This is a genomic window from Streptosporangium sp. H16 (assembly GCF_051918855.1).
Classification (GTDB): domain Bacteria; phylum Actinomycetota; class Actinomycetes; order Streptosporangiales; family Streptosporangiaceae; genus Streptosporangium.
The window spans coordinates 1-16,994 of sequence record NZ_JBPXMD010000011.1 but is presented as its reverse complement, the minus strand read 5'-3'; the positions used below and the strand labels follow the sequence as shown (position 1 = coordinate 16,994).

Here is a 16,994-nt window from a genome sequence, read left to right as displayed (position 1 = left end):
CCCCTGTCCGTATCCGCCGGGCGGCCGTTCTCCCGGCCCCACGGTAACCTGCCTGCTCGTGAGGACTGGCGAGGTGACCACGACCGGGCGGCGCCCCCCGACGTGGCTGTCATGGCTGTCGTGGCTGCCCGCGTTGCTGCTCGTCGCCGCCGCGGTGGCCCCGCTGGTGCTCCACTGGCTGGGCAACGTGGACGACCAGCGCCTGGTCGACCTCGATGTTTACCGTACCGGCGGAGCGGCGATCCTGGAGGGCCGGCCCGTTTACGGGTTCATCACTCCCGCGCCGCAGCTGCTGCCCTTCACCTACCCGCCGGTGGCGGCGCTGCTGGCCACGCCGCTGGCGGTGATGTCCTGGACGGCGGCGCAGTGGGCGTGGACCGCGTTGATCTTCCTGACGCTGGCGGTCACCGTCCTGCTCTCCTTCCGCGCCGTGCTCGGAGGCCCGAAGGCCGTTCCCGATGCGGCCGTTCGCGGTGCGGCCGTCGCGGGGCCGGGCGCCGCCTCCGGTGTGCCCGCCGGAGACGCGGCGCGCATAACGGGGACGTTCGAGGGCGTACGCGCCCGGCTGGGCGGGCTCGCCAGGTTCGGCGAGGGCGGCGAGGGCGGGGCGGGCCGCCTGTGGACGCCGCTGCTGTTCGCCGCACTGATGATCGCGTGCACCTACCTGATGCCGATCAGGGACCAGGTCCGCTTCGGCCAGGTGGACATCCTGCTCGTCGCGCTCTGCCTGGCCGACTGCGTGGCCCGGCGCCCGGTGTGGCCGCGCGGCATGCTGATCGGCCTGGCCACCGCGGTCAAGCTCACCCCGGGCGTCTTCCTGATCTACCTTCTCATCGCCGGTTTCGGGCCCGGCGCGAGGCGGGAGCAGCGCGGCACCTTTTTCGTGGCCGCGCTCACCGCGGCGCTGCTGACCCTGCTGCCGTTCCTGGTGATCCCGGCGGACGCCGCCGACTTCTGGTTCCGCGCGCTGCTCGATCCCGAGCGGCTCGGTGCCAACGCCGCGACCACCAACCAGTCGATGCGCGGCATGCTCATCCGCCTCTACCTGCCCGACGTGCTGACGAGCCTGCTCTGGGTGGCGCTGGTCGCGGTGGTCGCCTGGTACGGCTTCCGCCACGCCCGCAGGGCCCTGCTCGACGGGCACCTCGTGGCGGGGGTCGCCCTGGTCGGGCTGATGGCCGTACTGCTGTCGCCGGTCGCCTGGATCCATCATCTGGCCTGGGTGGTCGTGGTGCTCGGCGCGCTGGCCGGTGACGGGCGCGACCCGGTCAGGCTCCGGGTGGCCGCGGGGGTCTGGCTCTACTACGTGCTGCCGATCCCCTGGTGGGGAGTGACGATCAAGGCCGCGGAGATCCCGGTGCTCAGCCCCGTGCTGGGCAAGATCGTACAGAACGGGTTCGGTCTGGGCGCGCTGGCCCTGGTCTGGTTGCTGGGGGTATGGCTGCCCAGGCGGAGAGAGGCGTTCCGGACGCTCTCCTGACGGCCCCCGCACGCGGCCGTCGAGGGGATGATCGACAGGAGACGGCCTCTGACGTGGAACGACTTCGAGTGACCATGTCGGAATCGGCCGCGTCAGTAGGTAATCCTGCGCACATTTTCCGACAGTCGCCGGATAACCTGGGGACATGTCGAAACTCGCTTACCTGGGACCGGAGGGGACCTTCACCGAGGAAGCCCTGCGCATCCTGGCGCCCGAGGCCGAGCGCCTGCCGAGCCCGAACGTCACCGCGGCCCTGGAGGCCGTCCGGCGAGGCGAGGCCGACGGAGCCGTCGTCCCGATGGAGAACTCGCTCGAAGGCGCCATCACCACGACCCTTGACGAGCTCGCCCGGGGTGAGTCGCTGCTCATCACCGCCGAGCTGCTGCTCCCCGTCGAGTTCTCGCTCCTGGCGCGTCCCGGCACCGAGATCGGCCACATCAAGAGGGTCTTCTCCCACCCGGCGGCCATCACCCAGTGCCGCAACTTCATCGCCCGCGAGCTGCCCGACGCCGTGGTGGTCGCCGCCCCGTCGACCGCCGCCGCGGCGCAGGAGGTCGCGCTTCCCGGCTCGCCGTACGACGCGGCCATCGCCGCGCGCATCGCCGGTGAGCACTACGGCCTGGTCGAGCTCGCGGCCGGGATCGGCGACCGCACCGACACCGTCACCCGGTTCGTCCAGGTGTCGCGTCCCGGCCCGCTGCCCGAGCCGACGGGTGCCGACCGCACCTCACTGGTCGTCTTCCTCGCCGACGACCACCCGGGCGCGTTGCAGGAGATGCTGACCGAGTTCTCCGTCCGCGGCGTCAACCTCTCCCGCATCGAGTCGCGGCCCACCGGCGACGGCATAGGCCGCTATTTCTTCCACTTCGAATTCGAGGGCCACGCCGCCGACGCCCGCGTCGGAGAGGCGATCTCGGGTCTGCACCGCATCTCCGCCAAGGTGCGCTTCCTGGGCAGCTACCCGCGCGCCGACGGTCTCTTCCCGCAGATCAAGCGCGGTACGAACGACGATGACTTCGCCGAGGCCGCCGGCTGGCTCGGCAGGGTCCGCACCGGTCAGGTCTGATCGCCGCCCGGCCGTAGAGCCGGCACCCGGTCCAGGGACGGTGCCGGTGTGCGCCCGCCTAAGGCGTCCCGGCGGGCGGGAAACGGATGCCGCGGCCGGCTCGTCACCGCCACCGCGGGGGGCGGGCCGGTCAATCCGGGCGCGGGCGCGAGCCGTACATCGGTAGCCTTGTGGCTGTGATTGACCTGCGTACCCTTCGTGAGGATCCCGACCGGCTACGGGCGTCGCAGCGTGCCCGCGGTGAGGACGACTCTGTCGTCGACACGCTGCTCGACCTCGACGAGCGGCGGCGCGGCGCGCTGAGCCGCTTCGAGACGCTCCGCGCCGAGCAGAAAACCGTCGGCAAGTCTGTCTCCCGTGCCTCAGGGGAGGAGAAGGCCACCCTGCTGGAGCGGGCGAAAGACCTCTCCTCGCAGGTCAAGTCCGCCGAGGCCGAGGCGGAGAGGCTCGGCGCCGAGCTCGACGAGCTGCTCTACACGGTGTCCAACCTCGTGGAGGAGGGGGCTCCCGCCGGCGGCGAGGACGACTACGTCGTGCTGGAGGAGATCGGCGAGAAGCCGTCCTTCGACTTCGAGCCCAAGGACCATCTGGCGCTGGGCGAGCTGCTCGGCGCGATCGACATGGAGCGCGGCGCGAAGGTCTCGGGCTCGCGGTTCTTCTTCCTGAAAGGCGTCGGCGCGCGGTTGCAGCTCGGGCTGCTCAACATGGCCATGCAGCAGGCGATCGAGGCGGGCTTCATCCCGATGATCACGCCCGTGCTGGTCAAGCCGGAGTCGATGAAGGGCACCGGTTTCCTCGGCGCCCACGCCAGCGAGGTCTACCACCTGCCCGACGACGACCTGTTCCTGGTCGGCACGAGCGAGGTGCCGATGGCGGCCTACCACGGCGACGAGATCCTGGACGGCTCCGCGCTCCCGTACCGCTACGCGGGATGGTCCTCGTGCTTCCGCCGCGAGGCGGGCTCGTACGGCAAGGACACGCGTGGCATCATCCGGGTCCACCAGTTCGACAAGGTCGAGATGTTCTCCTACGTGCGCCCCGAGGAGGCGCACGCAGAGCACCTGCGCCTGCTCGACTGGGAGAAGGAGATGCTGGCCAAGGTCGAGCTGCCCTACCGGGTGATCGACACCGCGGCCGGAGACCTGGGGTCCTCGGCCGCGAGGAAGTTCGACTGCGAGGCGTGGGTGCCCAGCCAGGGCCGTTACCGCGAGCTCACCTCGACCTCCAACTGCACCGACTTCCAGGCCCGCCGCCTCGGCGTCCGCTTCCGCGACTCCGGCGGCAAGCCCCAGCACGTGGCCACCCTGAACGGCACGCTGGCCACCACCCGCTGGATCGTCGCGATCCTGGAGAACCACCAGCAGGCCGACGGATCCGTCGTGCTCCCCAAGGCCCTGCGCCCGTACGTCGGTCTCGACGTGCTCGAGCCCGTCAAATAGGTTCGCGCCGCTCGCGGCGAGGCACGCGAGCCCGTAGTGCTCGTAGTGAGGGCCCCGCCGCGCGGCGGGGCCTTCCGGGGCATGCCCTCCGGTGGATCCTCCCGCTCGTCCTGCCTGTCCCGTCGGCCTCGCCTGTTCCGCTCGCCTCGCCGTTTCGCTCACTCGGCGAGGTAGCGCTGGATCGTGGGGCCGAGCCAGTCGACGATCTCCTCCCGGGGCATGGCCACCACGGGCGGCAGCCGCAGGACGTAGCGGCACAGGGCCATGCCGAGGACCTGGGTGGCGGTGAGCCCGGCCCGTAGCGCGGCCTGGGCGGGGTCGGCGCTGAGGCGGGCGACGAGGGGGCCGAGCTGGGCGGCGAAGATCTCGCGCATGCGCTCGGCGGCGCCCTCGTTGGTGACCCCGGTACGGAGCAGGATCATCATGCCCTCGTCGTCCTCCCAGCGGTCGAGGAAGTGGGCGACGAGCGTCCTGCCCACCTCCTCCCGGGGAACCGCCGACAGATCCGGAAGCCTCAGGTCGATGTCGGCCGCGGCGGCGAAGAGCCTGTCCTTGTTGCCGTAGTAGCGCATGACCATGGACGGGTCGATGCCCGCGTCCGAGGCTATGGCCCGGATGGTGGCCCGCTCGTAACCGTCCGCCGCGAAGCGCTCGCGTGCCGCGGTCAGGATCGCGGCCTTGGTGTCCTCCGAGGTTCTTCGCATGCCAACAACTGTAGGCCAACAACTGTTGACATCGCCAGGGCGGAGATGCACAGTTATGCCAACGAGCGTTGACCAACAAGCGTTGGCATTCTCAAGGAGGACGAAATGCTCCCCACGCTTCCCACGACCACGGACGTTCTCGTCGTCGGCGCGGGCCCGACCGGCCTCACCGCCGCCGTCCACCTCGCCGGACAGGGATTCGACGTGACCGTCGTCGACGACCAGGCGGCCGGTGACAACACCTCGCGAGCCGCCGTCGTGCACGCCAGGACGCTGGAGGTCCTCGAGAATCTCGGAGTCTCCGCGCGTCTGGCGGCCCTGGGCATCCACGCCCGGCGGTTCACCATCAGGGACCGCGACAGGATCCTGGTGCCCGTCGGCTTCGACCGGCTACCGACCCGCTACCCGTACACGCTGATGGTCTCCCAGGCGGTGACCGAGCGGGTGCTGCTGGAGCGCCTCGCCGAACTGGGCGGACGTGTCGCCAGGCCGTACACCCTGGAAAGCCTCACCCAGGACGACGAGGGAGTGACCGCGCGCCTCTCCGGGGGCGCGGTCGTCACCGCGAAGTACCTCGTCGGCGCCGACGGCATGCACAGCACGGTCCGCGAGCAGGTGGGAGTCGCGTTCGAGGGCGGGCGGTACGCGGAGTCGTTCAGCCTGGCCGACGTGCGCCTCACCGGCGGCGTGCCCCGCGACGAGGTCGTCCTCTACTTCTCGCCCGCCGGGCTGGTCGTGGTCGCGCCGCTGCCCGACGGCACCCACAGGATCGTCTCCACCGTGGACGAGGCGCCACCCACCCCCGACGTGGCCTTCGTCCAGGGACTGCTGGACGCCCGGGGCTCCCGGAAGGAGCGTGCCGTGGTCGGCGAGGTCCTCTGGGGATCCCGCTTTCGCATCCACCATCGCGTGGCCCGTACGTTCCGCGCCGGGCGGGTCCTGCTCGCCGGTGACGCCGCGCACGTCCACAGTCCCGCGGGAGGGCAGGGGATGAACACCGGAATCCAGGACGCCGTCGCCCTGGCCGAAGCCCTCACGATCGCTCTCAAGGGCGCGGAGGAGGCACTGGACCGCTATGCCGCCGCCCGTCGCCCCATCGCCCTTCAGGTCGTCACCTTCGCCGGGCGGCTCTCCGGGCTGGCCAACATGAACAGGCATCTGCGACCGCTCAGGAACCTGATCCTGCGACTCCTGGCGCTCAGCCCGGCCTTCCGCCGGCGACTCGCCTGGCGGCTCTCGGGTCTGGTCTACCGGTGAAAGGTAGAAGGCGGGGTTCGCTAGAAGCGAACCCCGCCTTCCGGTTCAACCAAGAGGTCTATGCGTCAGACGGCGCGGACCTGCGAGGCCTGCGGGCCCTTCTGGCCCTGGGTGATCTCGAACTCGACCCGCTGGCCGTCTTCGAGGCTACGGTAGCCGTTGCCCTGGATCTCGGAGAAGTGCACGAACACGTCCGGTGCACCGCCGTCCGGTGCGATGAAGCCGAAGCCCTTTTCAGCGTTGAACCACTTGACGGTTCCCTGAGCCATTAAAGCTCTCCCTCAGGATTTGAAACTTTGGGATTCACACCTCATGAACCCCATGTGTCGTACAGCGGGCCCCGGGGTGGCTCAGTCAAACTGGTTTTCACAACGGGATTCAGCTAATACAACGCCATCACATCTAACACTATCCGGCGCATGCGTGTTCCCGCCATGAGGAAGATTCCTCGGACCGGATCCCTGGGGCCGACACGCCGACCATCACAGTGCACACTGGGACGTGTTATGCAAAGCCCCAGGCTGGTCGCCACCGACCTCGACGGCACCGCTCTGCGCTCGGACGGCACCGTCTCCCCCCGTACGGCCGCCGCTTTTGCGCTTGTGGAGAACGCCGGGGCCACACTGGTCTTCGTGACCGGCAGGCCACCTCGCTGGATGCACATGGTCGCGGGAGCCGTGCGCCATCGAGGGCTGGCCATATGCGCCAACGGAGCCCTCGTCTACGACCTGCACAGTGAGCAGATCGTCAAATCCCACCTCATCCACCCGGACGTGCTTGAAGAGGTGGTGAGGCGTCTCCGCGAAAAGGTTCCCGACCTCGCGTTCTCTGTGGAATACGAGGGTGGATTCGCTCACGAATCGGACTTCCGTCTCGGAGGATGGGACAGCAAGGCGGTCGGCGGACGCCGCGTCGGAACGGACACGCTCACCTCGCGGCCCTGCGCCAAACTTCTGGCACTACATCCCAGAATGGACCCCGACATCCTCCACGCGGCGGTTTACGGGCTGGTCGGCGACCTGGTCACCCCCACCCATTCCAGCGGCCGGGCACTGATCGAGATGAGCGCGCACGGCGTGACGAAGGCATCGGCGCTGTCCCACCTGGCCATGACGCTCGGCATCGTGGCCGAAGAGGTGATCGCCTTCGGCGACATGCCCAACGACCTTCCGATGCTCCGGTGGGCCGGCGTCTCGTACGCCGTCGCCAACGCCCACCCGGAGGTGCTGGCCGCGGTCGATCACGTGACCGCGGCCAACAACGACGACGGGGTCGCCGGGGTTCTTGAGGAGCTCTACAGATCGTGACGGGCTCCGCGAGCTCTCAGAAAGCCCGGTGAAAGTTTCGCGATCGGGGAGCCGGCGGCGTCCGCCGGACTCTCCGCCCGGCTCGTGAGCCTTCACCGCGCCCCTCGGCGGGCCGGTGGGTGTGTCGTGCGGGGGTCTTACAGCGCGGGGGCCTTACAGATCGTGCGGGGGCCTCACAGGTAGGGACCCGCGTTGCCGCCAGGGGGGCCCTCCTGCTGCTGGAGGGACATGCCGCCGGGCAGAGCCCTGCGCATGTTCTCCAGCTGGGCGCGAGCCGCCATCTGCTGGGCGAACAACGTGGTCTGTATGCCGTGGAACAGTCCTTCGAGCCAGCCGACCAACTGCGCGTGGGCGACCCGGAGCTCCGCCTCGCTGGGCGGGGTGCCGTTGACGTCCTCGGTGAACGGCAATGAGAGCCGTTCCAGCTCCTCGACCAGTTCCGGTGCCAGACCGTCTTCGAGCTCCTTGATGGAACTCTCGTGGATCTCCTTGAGCCGCTTGCGGCTGGCCTCGTCCAGCGGAGCCGCCCGGACCTCCTCGAGGAGCTGGCGGATCATGCTGCCGATGCGCATCACCTTGGCGGGCTGCTCGACGAGGTCGGCGATCGACCGGCTCTCACCCTCCTCCTCGCCCTGGGAGCCCTGGGGACCCACGACCACGATGTGCGGAGTGCTCTCCTCAGCGTTCATAGCCTCAACTTACTAGCAGGATTTTCCCGATGTGTTCTCCGGACTCCAGGATGCGGTGGGCCTCGGCCGCGTCGCTCATCGGCACCCGGGCGTGCACCACGGGCCGGATGGCCCCGGCGTCGAGCAGGGGCCAGACGTTGTCCACGACCCCGCGCACGATCGCCCCCTTCTCGTCGACGGGCCGGGAACGCAGCGTGGTGCCGTACACCGAGGCCCGCTTCGCGAGCAGGGCTCCCAGGTTCAGCTCGCCCTTCGCGCCACCCTGCAGGCCGATCACGACCAGCCGGCCCCCCGTCTTGAGAACCCTGATGTTCCCCGGAAGGTATTTGCCGCCCATGATGTCGAGGACCACGTCGGCCTTGACCTTCTCCGAGAAGTCCTCCCGCCGGTAGTCGATCCCCTCGTCGGCGCCCAGCTCCAGGCAGCGGTCGATCTTCTCGGGGGACCCGGCGGTGACGACCACGCGCGAGCCGAACGCCTTCGCCAGCTGTACGGCCATCGTGCCGATCCCGCTCGCGCCGCCGTGCACGAGGAGGGTCTCGCCCTTCCGCAGGCGCGCGGTCATGAAGACGTTGGACCAGACCGTGCAGGCCACCTCGGGCAGCCCGGCGGCCTCGACCAGGTCGACGCCCTCCGGCACCCGCATGACCTGCTGCCAGGGAACGGCGACCTTCTCCGCGTAACCGCCACCGCTGAGCAGCGCGCACACCCGGTCACCCGGCGCGAACCCCTCGACGTCCGGACCCACCGCCTCGACCACGCCGGAACACTCCATGCCCGGGTACGGCGAGGCGCCGGGGGGCGGGTCGTAGAGCCCCTGACGCTGCAGCGCGTCGGCCCTGTTGACCGCGGAGGCGGCCACGTCGATGATGACTTCGCCGCGTTCGGGCAGCGGATCGGGAACCTCCCGCCACGTCAGCACTTCCGGTCCACCTGGTTTATCGATCACGATGGCGCGCATGTGAGCAAAGGTATCCGCTGAGCCCCAACTTGGTGGTTGCTCGCGTTGACAGGAACACAGGGCGTTAACCTGCTATGTGTTTGCTGCCCTTTTATGCCCATCCCGAGGGGGAACACGGTGGCAAGACACGATCGTGAGGAATCTCTCGAGGAACAGCTCGCATGGCTCGACGCCATCAAGGAGCAGGAGGAGGAGGCGCCCGCCCTGGCGGTGAAGGCCGGCGCGGTGGACGACGCCGTCGTCTCGCCGTACCCGAAGGACCCCTGGAGTCTGGTCCCGACCGAGCCGGACACGACGTCCTCGCCGCTGTTCCGCGCGGCCGTCGACTCGGCTCACCCGGTCGCCGACCCGCCGGTGGAGGACGCCGACGCGGCCGAGTGGATGGAGGCCTCCGACACGGTGAGTTCCTTCACCGTGCCCGCTCCGGTATCCGGCAAGCAGGACAACGACGGCTTCCTCGCGCCGCTCAAGCCGCTGCCGCGCCAGGAGGAGGGCGACACCGGCGACCACGGCGTCGCCGACTTCACCGAGCCGCACCTTCGCACCCCGTTCGCGGCGCCCGCCCAGGAGCCGTCCCGCGGGTTGTTCGAGCAACCTCGGCGCCAGGCGGAGCCGGCCGAACCCTTCACGTCTCCCGCTCCTGCCTCCGCCTCGGCCGAGCCCTCCGACCCGGAGCCGCCCAAGCCGTCGTCCTCGGACACCGAGCGGTTCACCTTCGGCGGCACGGAGTTCGGCGGTACCGACTCCGACCGCTTCTCCTTCGGGAGCGGCGGCACGCGCTCCACCTCGGGCGGCAAGGACTTCTCCTCCACCGGCTCCTCGACCGGCGGAGACTTCTCCGCCGGAACCGCCGGAACCGCCGGAACCGCCGGAACCGCCGAGGCCGACCGGTCGGCGTCCGGCACGACCGGATCCGGTGGGTCCGGGACCGGCACGTCCGGTGCGTCCGACGGTGGCGACCGGTTCTCGTCAGGTGCCGCGGAGGCCGACCGCTTCCCCGCCGCCGGTGCCGAGCACGACCGTGACCGTACGATCTTCGAACCCTTCGAGTCCTTCGAGTCCACGGTGACGTCGGTGGTGAAGGAGCCGCCCAGGCAGGCGCCCGAGCGCTTCGAACCCGACTCGGATCGCTTCGAACCCGTTCCGGCACCCGTCCCCGCGTCCGGTTCCGAGCCCAAGCCGGAGCCCGCCGACTCGTTCCGGGCTCCCGAGTCCTTCGGCACCGACCGGCCGGAACCGGCCGCGGCGCCGGAGCGTCCCGCGACCTCGGGTGCGTTCGGCCCGGAGTCCTCTGCGGGCTCCTTCGGTACGGACACCGCCCCCGGCTCCCGTGGCTCCTTCGGCACGGAGCGTTCCAGCTCGGCTCCGTCTTCTTCCGGTTCTTCCGGGTTCGCCGCGTTCTCCGGCCCCACGGCCTTCGCGCCGGGACGGGACGCGCCCCCCGCCCCCGAGCGGGACTCGTCCCAGGAGCGCGTGGAACGGGAGAGCCCCTTCGCGCCGGGACGGGACGCGGCCGAACCGGTGCGGGAGCCGTATCAGGCACGCCGCCGCCAGACGACCCCGGCACCCGCCTTCGGCGCACCGGCCAGGCAGCAGCAGCCTCCGGGCACGGCTCCCCGGCAGTCCGCCGACAGCCTGGACCCGGAGTCGCTGCTGAGGGGCCGTCGCAACGCGCCCGCCGGTGGCTGGCGGAAGCTGGTCTACAAGGCGTCGGCCGGGCTGATCAAGCCCGGCGAGTCCCCGGAGGTCCGTCGTCGCAGGGAGCTGGTCGGCCGCGCACGCACTCCGGTGGCCACCGGCCACCACCGCGTCGCCGTACTCAGCCTCAAGGGTGGTGTCGGCAAGACCACGACCACGGTCGGCCTCGGTGCCACGCTGGCCCAGGTACGCGGCGACCGGGTCATCGCGGTCGACGCCAACCCCGACCGGGGCACCCTGTCGGACAAGGTCGAGCTCGAAACCTCCGCGACCGTCCGCGACCTGCTCAACGAGCGGCAGCAGATCAAGAGGTACGTCGACATCCGGGCCTTCACCTCCCAGGCCCCGTCGCGCCTGGAGATCCTCGCCTCCGACCGTGACCCGTCGGTGTCCGAGGCCTTCAGCGCGGCCGACTACCAGTCGGTCTCCCAGGTGCTGGAGAACTTCTACTCGATCTGCATCACCGACTGCGGCACCGGCCTGCTCCACTCGGCCATGTCCGGCGTGCTCGGCCTGGCCGACCAGCTCGTCCTGGTCAGCTCTCCCTCCGTGGACGGCGCCCGCGCCGCCTCGGCGACCCTCGACTGGCTGGAGGCCCACCACTACGAGGAGCTCGTCCGCTCCGCGACCGTGGTGCTGTGCAGCGTCCGTCCGCGCTCGAAGTCGACCGTCGACCTCGACCGCCTGGAAGCCCACTTCGCGGCCCGCTGCCGCGCCGTCATCCGCGTCCCCTACGACCCGCACCTTGAGGAGGGCGCGGAGATCGACTTGGAAAGGCTCCAGCCCGGCACCCGCGAGTCCTACCTCCGCCTGGCCGCCTCGGTCGGCGACGGTTTCGCGGGTCCCCAGCCCTGACTCACACCGGGCGGGCGCCTCGTCCCCGAATCGGGGACGAGGCGCCCGCCGGGTCCGGGCACGCCCGGGTCAATGAGAGACTAGGGTGCAATCTGACACGTTCTCCGGACGTGTCGCCAGGAGAGCTCGCCTAGTGGACGATGGCGGCGGTCTTGAAAACCGCTAGGCCGGGTGACCGGTCTCGTGGGTTCGAATCCCACGCTCTCCGCTGAGCATCAGAAACGGCGTCTGACCAGGCACTTGGCCTCGGTGAGGCGCCGTTGATCGTTTCCGGGGTGTGCAGCCGTATGCCGCTCTGAGCGGCTCTGAGTCGGTGTTCGCGGAATATACGCGGAATGATGTTGGTCGCATCCGCGCAGGTCGCGCCGGGAAAAAGAGAAGAGGCCCCGGGGACTCCGGAGCCTCTTCCACGTGTGATCGATCATGCGGCCAATGCATCGTCGATCCTGCGATTGGCGATCTCCGTGCCACCGTCGATGCACTTGGCGTAGACCTTGAGCAGCACGTCCACCCCGTGCCCCGCCCGCTCCGCCACGTCAGGGGCCGCCACCCCGGCATTGAGCCACAGGGACACCGCCGCGTGCCGCAGATCGTACGGCCGGGCCGCCAGGGGTGAGACCTGCTGTTCGGGAGTCAACGCGAAGGCTCGCGCCGCCTTCCACACTTCGCAGTAGGTCCCGATGGAGATCACTCCGCCGCGCGAGGTCCGGAACAGTCGGCCGTCTTCATGGATGCCGAACTCCTCGATGTGCTCGCGCAGGATGGCCACCAGCTCGGGCGGGACCGGCACGGGACGGCCTTCGTCCTCGGCCCGGTGCTTCAGGCCCCGATCGTCGTGAGCCTCACCACTGTCGGTCCACTTCTTGTTCGTCCACGGCTTGGACTTGGCCAGGACGGGCCACCCCCAGCCCGTCGCCGGGAGGTGGCTGAAGCGACCGACATGCAACGGGGATGCACAAGGGATTGAATCGAGCCGGCCGACGAGCGCCTGGTCGATCTTGATAAGAACCCCCGAGTGGGACGGCAAAACGCAATATGCGTGGAATGATCTAAATCGCTAGAGCTGGCAGATGCGCGTCTGTGCACTTCAGGGCGCCATACAGTGAAAATCGGCGGTCCGTTGTAAATCCGCGGCTCATAGCCAGGTTCGGATGCCGGAGCCGTGGTGAGCAGTAGAAACGGCCCTTGGCTAGCGCATACGCCGGTTAAGGGCCGTTCTCGTCTCCCCCTTTTTGTCCGGCTAGCGTCGGACGTCTGCGATTATCCGTTGCAATGCGTTTCTACGATCAAGGTCTAGGGTAGCGTTCTAGATGGAGTACGCCTCAAGATCCAAACTTCCCGTGAGACTGGAACGGTGCACATGGATCCGCTTACTGCAGCAATCATCCTCGGCGCAGGAGCTGGGCTCAAAGAAGGCGCGACGCAGGCTGTTCGCGACGCGTACAATGCAATCCGCAATCTCCTGACCTCCAGATATCCAACCTTGGATCTTCGGCCGTTGGAAGAGAACGCCGGTTCAGCAACAGAACGGGAATCCCTTTCGGCGGATCTAGTGGAACGCGGCGCCCTTGAGGACGCCGAACTACTGGAGTCTGCTAGGTCACTGGTCGAAACGGTGGAGAGGGAAGACCCGCAGTCTGCGGCTTCCCTAGGGGTCGACCTTAATGCTATTCGCGCGGAGTTCATCACGATCGCGCGAGTAGTCGGTGGCGTGCGGGCACAGGACGTCCAGACCAAAGGCGGAATATCTATCTCTGATATTCAACACGGCTGGGGGGCTGACCCAAAACCCTGAGGGCGGCTGCCACGGAACGCGCATCCGCAGCTGCCCAAGCCGATGCCACCGACCTCCCTCCGCGATCTCTCGTCGATCTCGATCGAGTGGCTGCCCATAACATCACGATCAACGTGGCATCTACAGAGAACGCACCGGTGACACGCCTTAGTCCGCCCGAGCCCAGGACCGGAGTCCCACCCGACCCAATCGTCTATTTCACCGGCCGCCAAGAGGAGTTGACCAAACTCCGACAGGCACTACTCCAGCACGGCCGCGTGGCGACGTTCGGGCTCGGCGGCGTCGGAAAGACGCAGCTGGCTGTCCAATATATTCAACGGAACAGGGCCGACTATCACAACGGCACTTTCTGGCTGAGAGGCGACAGGGCAAGCACGCTCACCGGAGATCTGGCCAGCCTGGCGTGGCGACTGAACCTCCCAGAGCGGGAGCTGATCTACCAAGAGCTGATTATCGAAGCGGTCGTCTCATGGCTGAGCAACCATCAGCACTGGTTGCTTGTGATCGACAATCTTGATGAACCGGCATTTGAGGCCGTTAATCGACTGCTCCCCCCTGGCCTTCGCGGGCACATCCTGGTCACCACACGGGTCCCCATATGGGCCGTGCGGTTGGAATTGGGGCCGTTGCCGATTGATGTCGCCACCCGCTTTCTACTGGCCCGTACTGGGCAGAGCGATGTCATCTCCGCAGAGGCCCTATGCGACCGGCTCGGCTGTCTGCCATTAGCGCTCGAACAGGCCAGCGCCTATCTGGACGAGACAGGGGAGCAACTGGCCGGCTACCTCAGGCTACTTGCGCAGGCGTCCTCCGAACTCCTGCAAGAGGGAACCCCAGAAGATCACCCGGAACCTGTAGCGCGCACTTGGCAGGTCGCATTCCAACGAGTAGAACAACGCTCACCAGCGGCAGCCGACCTAATGCGGCTGTGTGCGTTCCTAGGGCCCGATGAGATACCTATCCACCTGCTCCGAACAGGGGCCAGGGCTGACAAGCTCGGCGAGGTCTTGAACAACGCCTTGAGCGATGACCTCAAAGCCAACCGTGCAATCGCGGTTCTACGTCGGTATTCACTGGTCACTCGACAGGTTGATCGATTGAGTATTCACCGACTGGTGCAAGAGGTCGTTCGCTACTCGGTGGAAGTTAACGGTACTCAAAGTGTCTGGACGGAGCGTGCGTTGGACACGCTGATAATCACTGTGCCGGCCGCGGCCAAGGAGCCCGTGAACTGGGGCATTTGCCACGAACTCGCGCCGCACGTTCTGAGCGCGGTGGACTTGTCGCTCAAGGCTGGTCTCTGGCCCATCTACAGCAGTGAACTTCTCAACCGCATTGCCACATATTTTTGGGCACGTGCCGAATACGAAGCCGCAAAGCCCTTACACGAACGAGCACTTAAGGTACGCGAGCAGACCCTCGGCCGGGACCATCCGGATACCGCGATCAGCCTCAACAACCTGGCAGTGCTGCTTCAGGACAGCGGTGATCTTGAGGGTGCGCAGACCCTGTGCGAAAGGGCGCTCAACATTCGTCAGCGCGTCCTGGGAGCCAACCATCCGGACACCGCCACCAGCCTGAACAACCTAGGACGTCTTCGGCAGGCTCAAGCACAGATGGACCAGGCGAAAAATCTCTTCGAGCGCGCCCTTGAATTGCGCGAAGGAATTCTAGGTAGTGAAGATCCATTAACAGCTGAAAGCCTAAATAATCTCGGCCTGCTTCTGCGAGATCGAGGAGAGTTCGCCGCGGCCCGTCCGCTGTATGAGCGGGCTCTGGACATACGGGAACGAGTTCTGGGCTCCGACCACCGAGATACCGCCACCAGCCTCAACAACCTGGCCAGTCTGCTCCAAGACCTCGGCCAGTTCGCCGCGGCCCGTCCGCTGTATGAGCGGGCCCTGGACATACGGGAACGAGTTCTGGGCTCCGACCATCCGGATACCGCCACCAGCCTCAACAACCTGGCCAATCTGCTCCAAGACCTCGGCGAATTCACAGCTGCGAGACCCCTTTGCGAAAGGGCTCTAGACATCCGCGAACGCATTCTCGGCCCCAACCATCGACGCACCGGTCAAAGTTTGGGAAACCTCGCGAGCCTGCTCCAGTTCCAAGAAGAACTCGCCGCCGCTCGCCCCCTGTTCGAGCGGGCACTCAGCATATACGAGCGCGTACTGGGCCCTGAGCATCCCTATACCGGTACCGGCCTGAACAACTTGGGACGCCTGCTGTACGACCAGGGAGAGTTCTCTTCTGCCCAGCCTCTGTGCGAGCGCGCACTGTCCATCTACGAGCGAGCGCTAGGTTTCGATCACCCATATACCGCCACCAGCCTTAACAACCTCGGCCTGATCCTAAAGGGTCAGGGGCGGTTGGAAGAAGCAAAAGAACTCTTCCACCGTGCCCTGCAAATTCGCGAAAAAGTCCTTGGGTCGCTTCACATCGAAACCGCAATCACTCTTAATAATATCGCTCGAGTGCTGCTGAGCGAAGGAGAGGTGAAAACCGCTCTCCCCTTGCTGGACAGGGCGGTGCAAATCTTCGAGCGAACGATCGGGCCGCACCATCCGACTACGATCCACATCAAAGCGAACCGCGTTTCATAGCGGTCAGAGGGTGTCAGTCGGTTTCATTTCAGAATTGTGATAAAATGCCGCCTGAACATCCAGGAAACTGCGAAAACCTTGGATGGTTCGGGCCATTATTGCCTCTTCTGAAAGGTCTCCTGCATAGTGGGCGAACGCTACTTCCGCCGCCAGGTAGGCATGCTCTAGATGCTCCTCCTCGACAAAGGTGTGAAGGCTTACCCACTGGTATGCCGGAATCGGGTTCTGTGGCGTCGTATACGCCTCTAGATAAGCGGTGAGGCCGGGATAGTGGAGATGTAAGAACTTATCGATTATATTGAACTCTCTATCGGCCAAGAGCTCGGCTCCGATATGAAAGCCCATTGCTGCGAAGATGTCATGTTCGGTGACTGCAGAACAGGGCAGCAGGTAGGCGGCTCTGATATCCGCGAGGAGTTGACCGAAGTCGGCGTCCAGCGGAAACATCTGGTCGAATCCAGTGTGGTCCACCTCGAAGTAGTCAAGGACGCCAAGGAGGAAGGTCTGCCCCAACTGCCGATGAGTTATCCTGGCCTCGGTATCCCGGTCGGAGTATTCGTCCTCGGCAGCGAAGAAGACATGCGACGCTATTACACTAGCCACACCAGAACAAGCACTGATCGCCGTGCCCGAGTGTCTGAACACGGAGTCCATCATGTGAATTCTGCCCGCTAGTCCTGCAACTCCACCCGCGAAGCATCCATTGAATACAGTATATTTGTGCACAAAGTTCACTAGGTCGGCCGGATTTTGCAATGACTCCAACCGGCGTATCACAAGCCGCTCGGACTTCTCGAAATCCACCGATTTGGCAATGGCTTCACGCACGTCAGTCATTCTCGTCCAACTCCTTGTTGCGACAAACAGTAGCAAGTATGTGAGGCCCCAGCAAACATTTCTGAGTCTGGCGCGACGGCTGAGAACAGAGTGAAATGAAGAGCACAGTATTGCAACATGCGTGACCTTGCAGGTGCCGAAGTCGGGCGCCTCCTGCCGCTTATCCTGGAGCAAGGGCATCACAGGCGGTCTCTTACAACCGATCTTTCGCCTAAGTTCGCTGAGCTTGTTGTTTAACCTCGGATTTGTACATCTGCTGCGATAGGCCATGCCAGGCGATATACCGGGCTGTGACGCCTC

The 16,994-nt window shown here is 66.7% G+C and carries 14 protein-coding genes and 1 tRNA gene; 9 read left to right on the top strand and 6 right to left on the bottom strand.

Features of this window, described 5'->3' with window-relative positions; genetic code table 11:
- Nucleotides 1–58: 58 nt before the first annotated feature.
- From ACTOQ2_RS19630 to serS, 3 genes are all read left to right on the top strand, one after another.
- Nucleotides 59–1,480: a glycosyltransferase 87 family protein gene (locus ACTOQ2_RS19630; RefSeq protein ID WP_440101139.1), complete on the top strand. Its 1,422-nt coding sequence runs from the start codon at nucleotides 59–61 to the stop codon at nucleotides 1,478–1,480.
- A gap of 145 nt (nucleotides 1,481–1,625) precedes the next feature.
- On the top strand, nucleotides 1,626–2,546 hold the full coding sequence (gene pheA / locus ACTOQ2_RS19625; RefSeq protein WP_440101137.1) for a prephenate dehydratase: 921 nt from the start codon (nucleotides 1,626–1,628) through the stop codon (nucleotides 2,544–2,546).
- A gap of 176 nt (nucleotides 2,547–2,722) precedes the next feature.
- Nucleotides 2,723–3,985: a serine--tRNA ligase gene (gene serS, locus ACTOQ2_RS19620; protein WP_440069618.1), complete on the top strand. Its 1,263-nt coding sequence runs from the start codon at nucleotides 2,723–2,725 to the stop codon at nucleotides 3,983–3,985.
- 158 nt (nucleotides 3,986–4,143) lie between these two features.
- Here the strand turns inward: serS and ACTOQ2_RS19615 are convergent, their stop codons facing one another.
- Nucleotides 4,144–4,689, bottom strand: coding sequence for a TetR/AcrR family transcriptional regulator (locus ACTOQ2_RS19615; protein WP_440101135.1), 546 nt, complete (start codon nucleotides 4,687–4,689; stop codon nucleotides 4,144–4,146).
- 105 nt (nucleotides 4,690–4,794) lie between these two features.
- On the opposite strand from ACTOQ2_RS19615, the gene ACTOQ2_RS19610 reads away from it, so the two are divergent.
- Nucleotides 4,795–5,946, top strand: coding sequence for an FAD-dependent oxidoreductase (locus tag ACTOQ2_RS19610; protein ID WP_440101134.1), 1,152 nt, complete (start codon nucleotides 4,795–4,797; stop codon nucleotides 5,944–5,946).
- Between the two features lie 65 nt (nucleotides 5,947–6,011).
- On the opposite strand, the gene ACTOQ2_RS19605 is transcribed toward ACTOQ2_RS19610, so the two are convergent.
- Nucleotides 6,012–6,215, bottom strand: coding sequence for a cold-shock protein (locus ACTOQ2_RS19605; protein WP_012886943.1), 204 nt, complete (start codon nucleotides 6,213–6,215; stop codon nucleotides 6,012–6,014).
- Between the two features lie 237 nt (nucleotides 6,216–6,452).
- Here ACTOQ2_RS19605 and ACTOQ2_RS19600 point away from each other — a divergent pair, with 237 nt between their 5' ends.
- Nucleotides 6,453–7,253 carry an HAD family hydrolase gene (locus tag ACTOQ2_RS19600; protein ID WP_362688565.1) on the top strand — a complete coding sequence of 267 codons (801 nt, stop codon included), beginning with the start codon at nucleotides 6,453–6,455 and terminating at the stop codon, nucleotides 7,251–7,253.
- A gap of 173 nt (nucleotides 7,254–7,426) precedes the next feature.
- Here ACTOQ2_RS19600 and ACTOQ2_RS19595 read toward each other — a convergent pair whose 3' ends face one another.
- Together ACTOQ2_RS19595 and ACTOQ2_RS19590 are read right to left on the bottom strand one after the other, a co-directional pair.
- Nucleotides 7,427–7,942 carry a bacterial proteasome activator family protein gene (locus tag ACTOQ2_RS19595; RefSeq protein WP_440069610.1) on the bottom strand — a complete coding sequence of 172 codons (516 nt, stop codon included), beginning with the start codon at nucleotides 7,940–7,942 and terminating at the stop codon, nucleotides 7,427–7,429.
- Between the two features lie 4 nt (nucleotides 7,943–7,946).
- The gene (locus ACTOQ2_RS19590) at nucleotides 7,947–8,903 is read right to left on the bottom strand and encodes an NAD(P)H-quinone oxidoreductase (RefSeq protein ID WP_362688571.1); all 957 of its coding nucleotides are present in this window, start codon (nucleotides 8,901–8,903) and stop codon (nucleotides 7,947–7,949) included.
- Nucleotides 8,904–9,020: 117 nt separating this feature from the next.
- Between ACTOQ2_RS19590 and ACTOQ2_RS19585 the strand changes: the two genes are divergently transcribed.
- Both ACTOQ2_RS19585 and ACTOQ2_RS19580 read left to right on the top strand, forming a co-directional pair.
- Nucleotides 9,021–11,456 (top strand): nucleotide-binding protein, encoded by a 2,436-nt coding sequence (locus tag ACTOQ2_RS19585; protein ID WP_440101131.1) that lies wholly within the window; start codon nucleotides 9,021–9,023, stop codon nucleotides 11,454–11,456.
- A 119-nt stretch (nucleotides 11,457–11,575) separates the two neighbouring features.
- Nucleotides 11,576–11,664, top strand: a tRNA-Ser gene (locus ACTOQ2_RS19580).
- 213 nt (nucleotides 11,665–11,877) lie between these two features.
- Here ACTOQ2_RS19580 and ACTOQ2_RS19575 read toward each other — a convergent pair.
- Nucleotides 11,878–12,402: a hypothetical protein gene (locus tag ACTOQ2_RS19575; RefSeq protein WP_440101129.1), complete on the bottom strand. Its 525-nt coding sequence runs from the start codon at nucleotides 12,400–12,402 to the stop codon at nucleotides 11,878–11,880.
- 414 nt (nucleotides 12,403–12,816) lie between these two features.
- Between ACTOQ2_RS19575 and ACTOQ2_RS19570 the strand changes: the two genes are divergently transcribed.
- Nucleotides 12,817–13,251 (top strand): hypothetical protein, encoded by a 435-nt coding sequence (locus ACTOQ2_RS19570; RefSeq protein WP_440101127.1) that lies wholly within the window; start codon nucleotides 12,817–12,819, stop codon nucleotides 13,249–13,251.
- Between the two features lie 86 nt (nucleotides 13,252–13,337).
- Nucleotides 13,338–15,857 (top strand): FxSxx-COOH system tetratricopeptide repeat protein, encoded by a 2,520-nt coding sequence (fxsT, locus tag ACTOQ2_RS19565; RefSeq protein WP_440101126.1) that lies wholly within the window; start codon nucleotides 13,338–13,340, stop codon nucleotides 15,855–15,857.
- Nucleotides 15,858–15,860: 3 nt separating this feature from the next.
- Here the strand turns inward: fxsT and ACTOQ2_RS19560 are convergent, their stop codons facing one another.
- Entirely contained in the window at nucleotides 15,861–16,694 is an 834-nt protein-coding gene (locus ACTOQ2_RS19560) for a hypothetical protein (protein WP_440101124.1), read from the bottom strand.
- Nucleotides 16,695–16,994: the final 300 nt, after the last annotated feature.

Bases quoted from the DNA above. Each gene is read 5' to 3' on its own strand.
- ACTOQ2_RS19615 (WP_440101135.1), bottom strand. From the start codon at position 4,689: ATGCGAAGAACCTCGGAGGACACCAAGGCCGCGATCCTGACCGCGGCA.
- ACTOQ2_RS19600 (WP_362688565.1), top strand. From the start codon at position 6,453: ATGCAAAGCCCCAGGCTGGTCGCCACCGACCTCGACGGCACCGCTCTG.
- pheA (WP_440101137.1), top strand. From the start codon at position 1,626: ATGTCGAAACTCGCTTACCTGGGACCGGAGGGGACCTTCACCGAGGAA.
- ACTOQ2_RS19560 (WP_440101124.1), bottom strand. From the start codon at position 16,694: ATGACTGACGTGCGTGAAGCCATTGCCAAATCGGTGGATTTCGAGAAG.
- ACTOQ2_RS19605 (WP_012886943.1), bottom strand. From the start codon at position 6,215: ATGGCTCAGGGAACCGTCAAGTGGTTCAACGCTGAAAAGGGCTTCGGC.
- ACTOQ2_RS19570 (WP_440101127.1), top strand. From the start codon at position 12,817: ATGGATCCGCTTACTGCAGCAATCATCCTCGGCGCAGGAGCTGGGCTC.
- ACTOQ2_RS19610 (WP_440101134.1), top strand. From the start codon at position 4,795: ATGCTCCCCACGCTTCCCACGACCACGGACGTTCTCGTCGTCGGCGCG.
- ACTOQ2_RS19590 (WP_362688571.1), bottom strand. From the start codon at position 8,903: ATGCGCGCCATCGTGATCGATAAACCAGGTGGACCGGAAGTGCTGACG.
- ACTOQ2_RS19595 (WP_440069610.1), bottom strand. From the start codon at position 7,942: ATGAACGCTGAGGAGAGCACTCCGCACATCGTGGTCGTGGGTCCCCAG.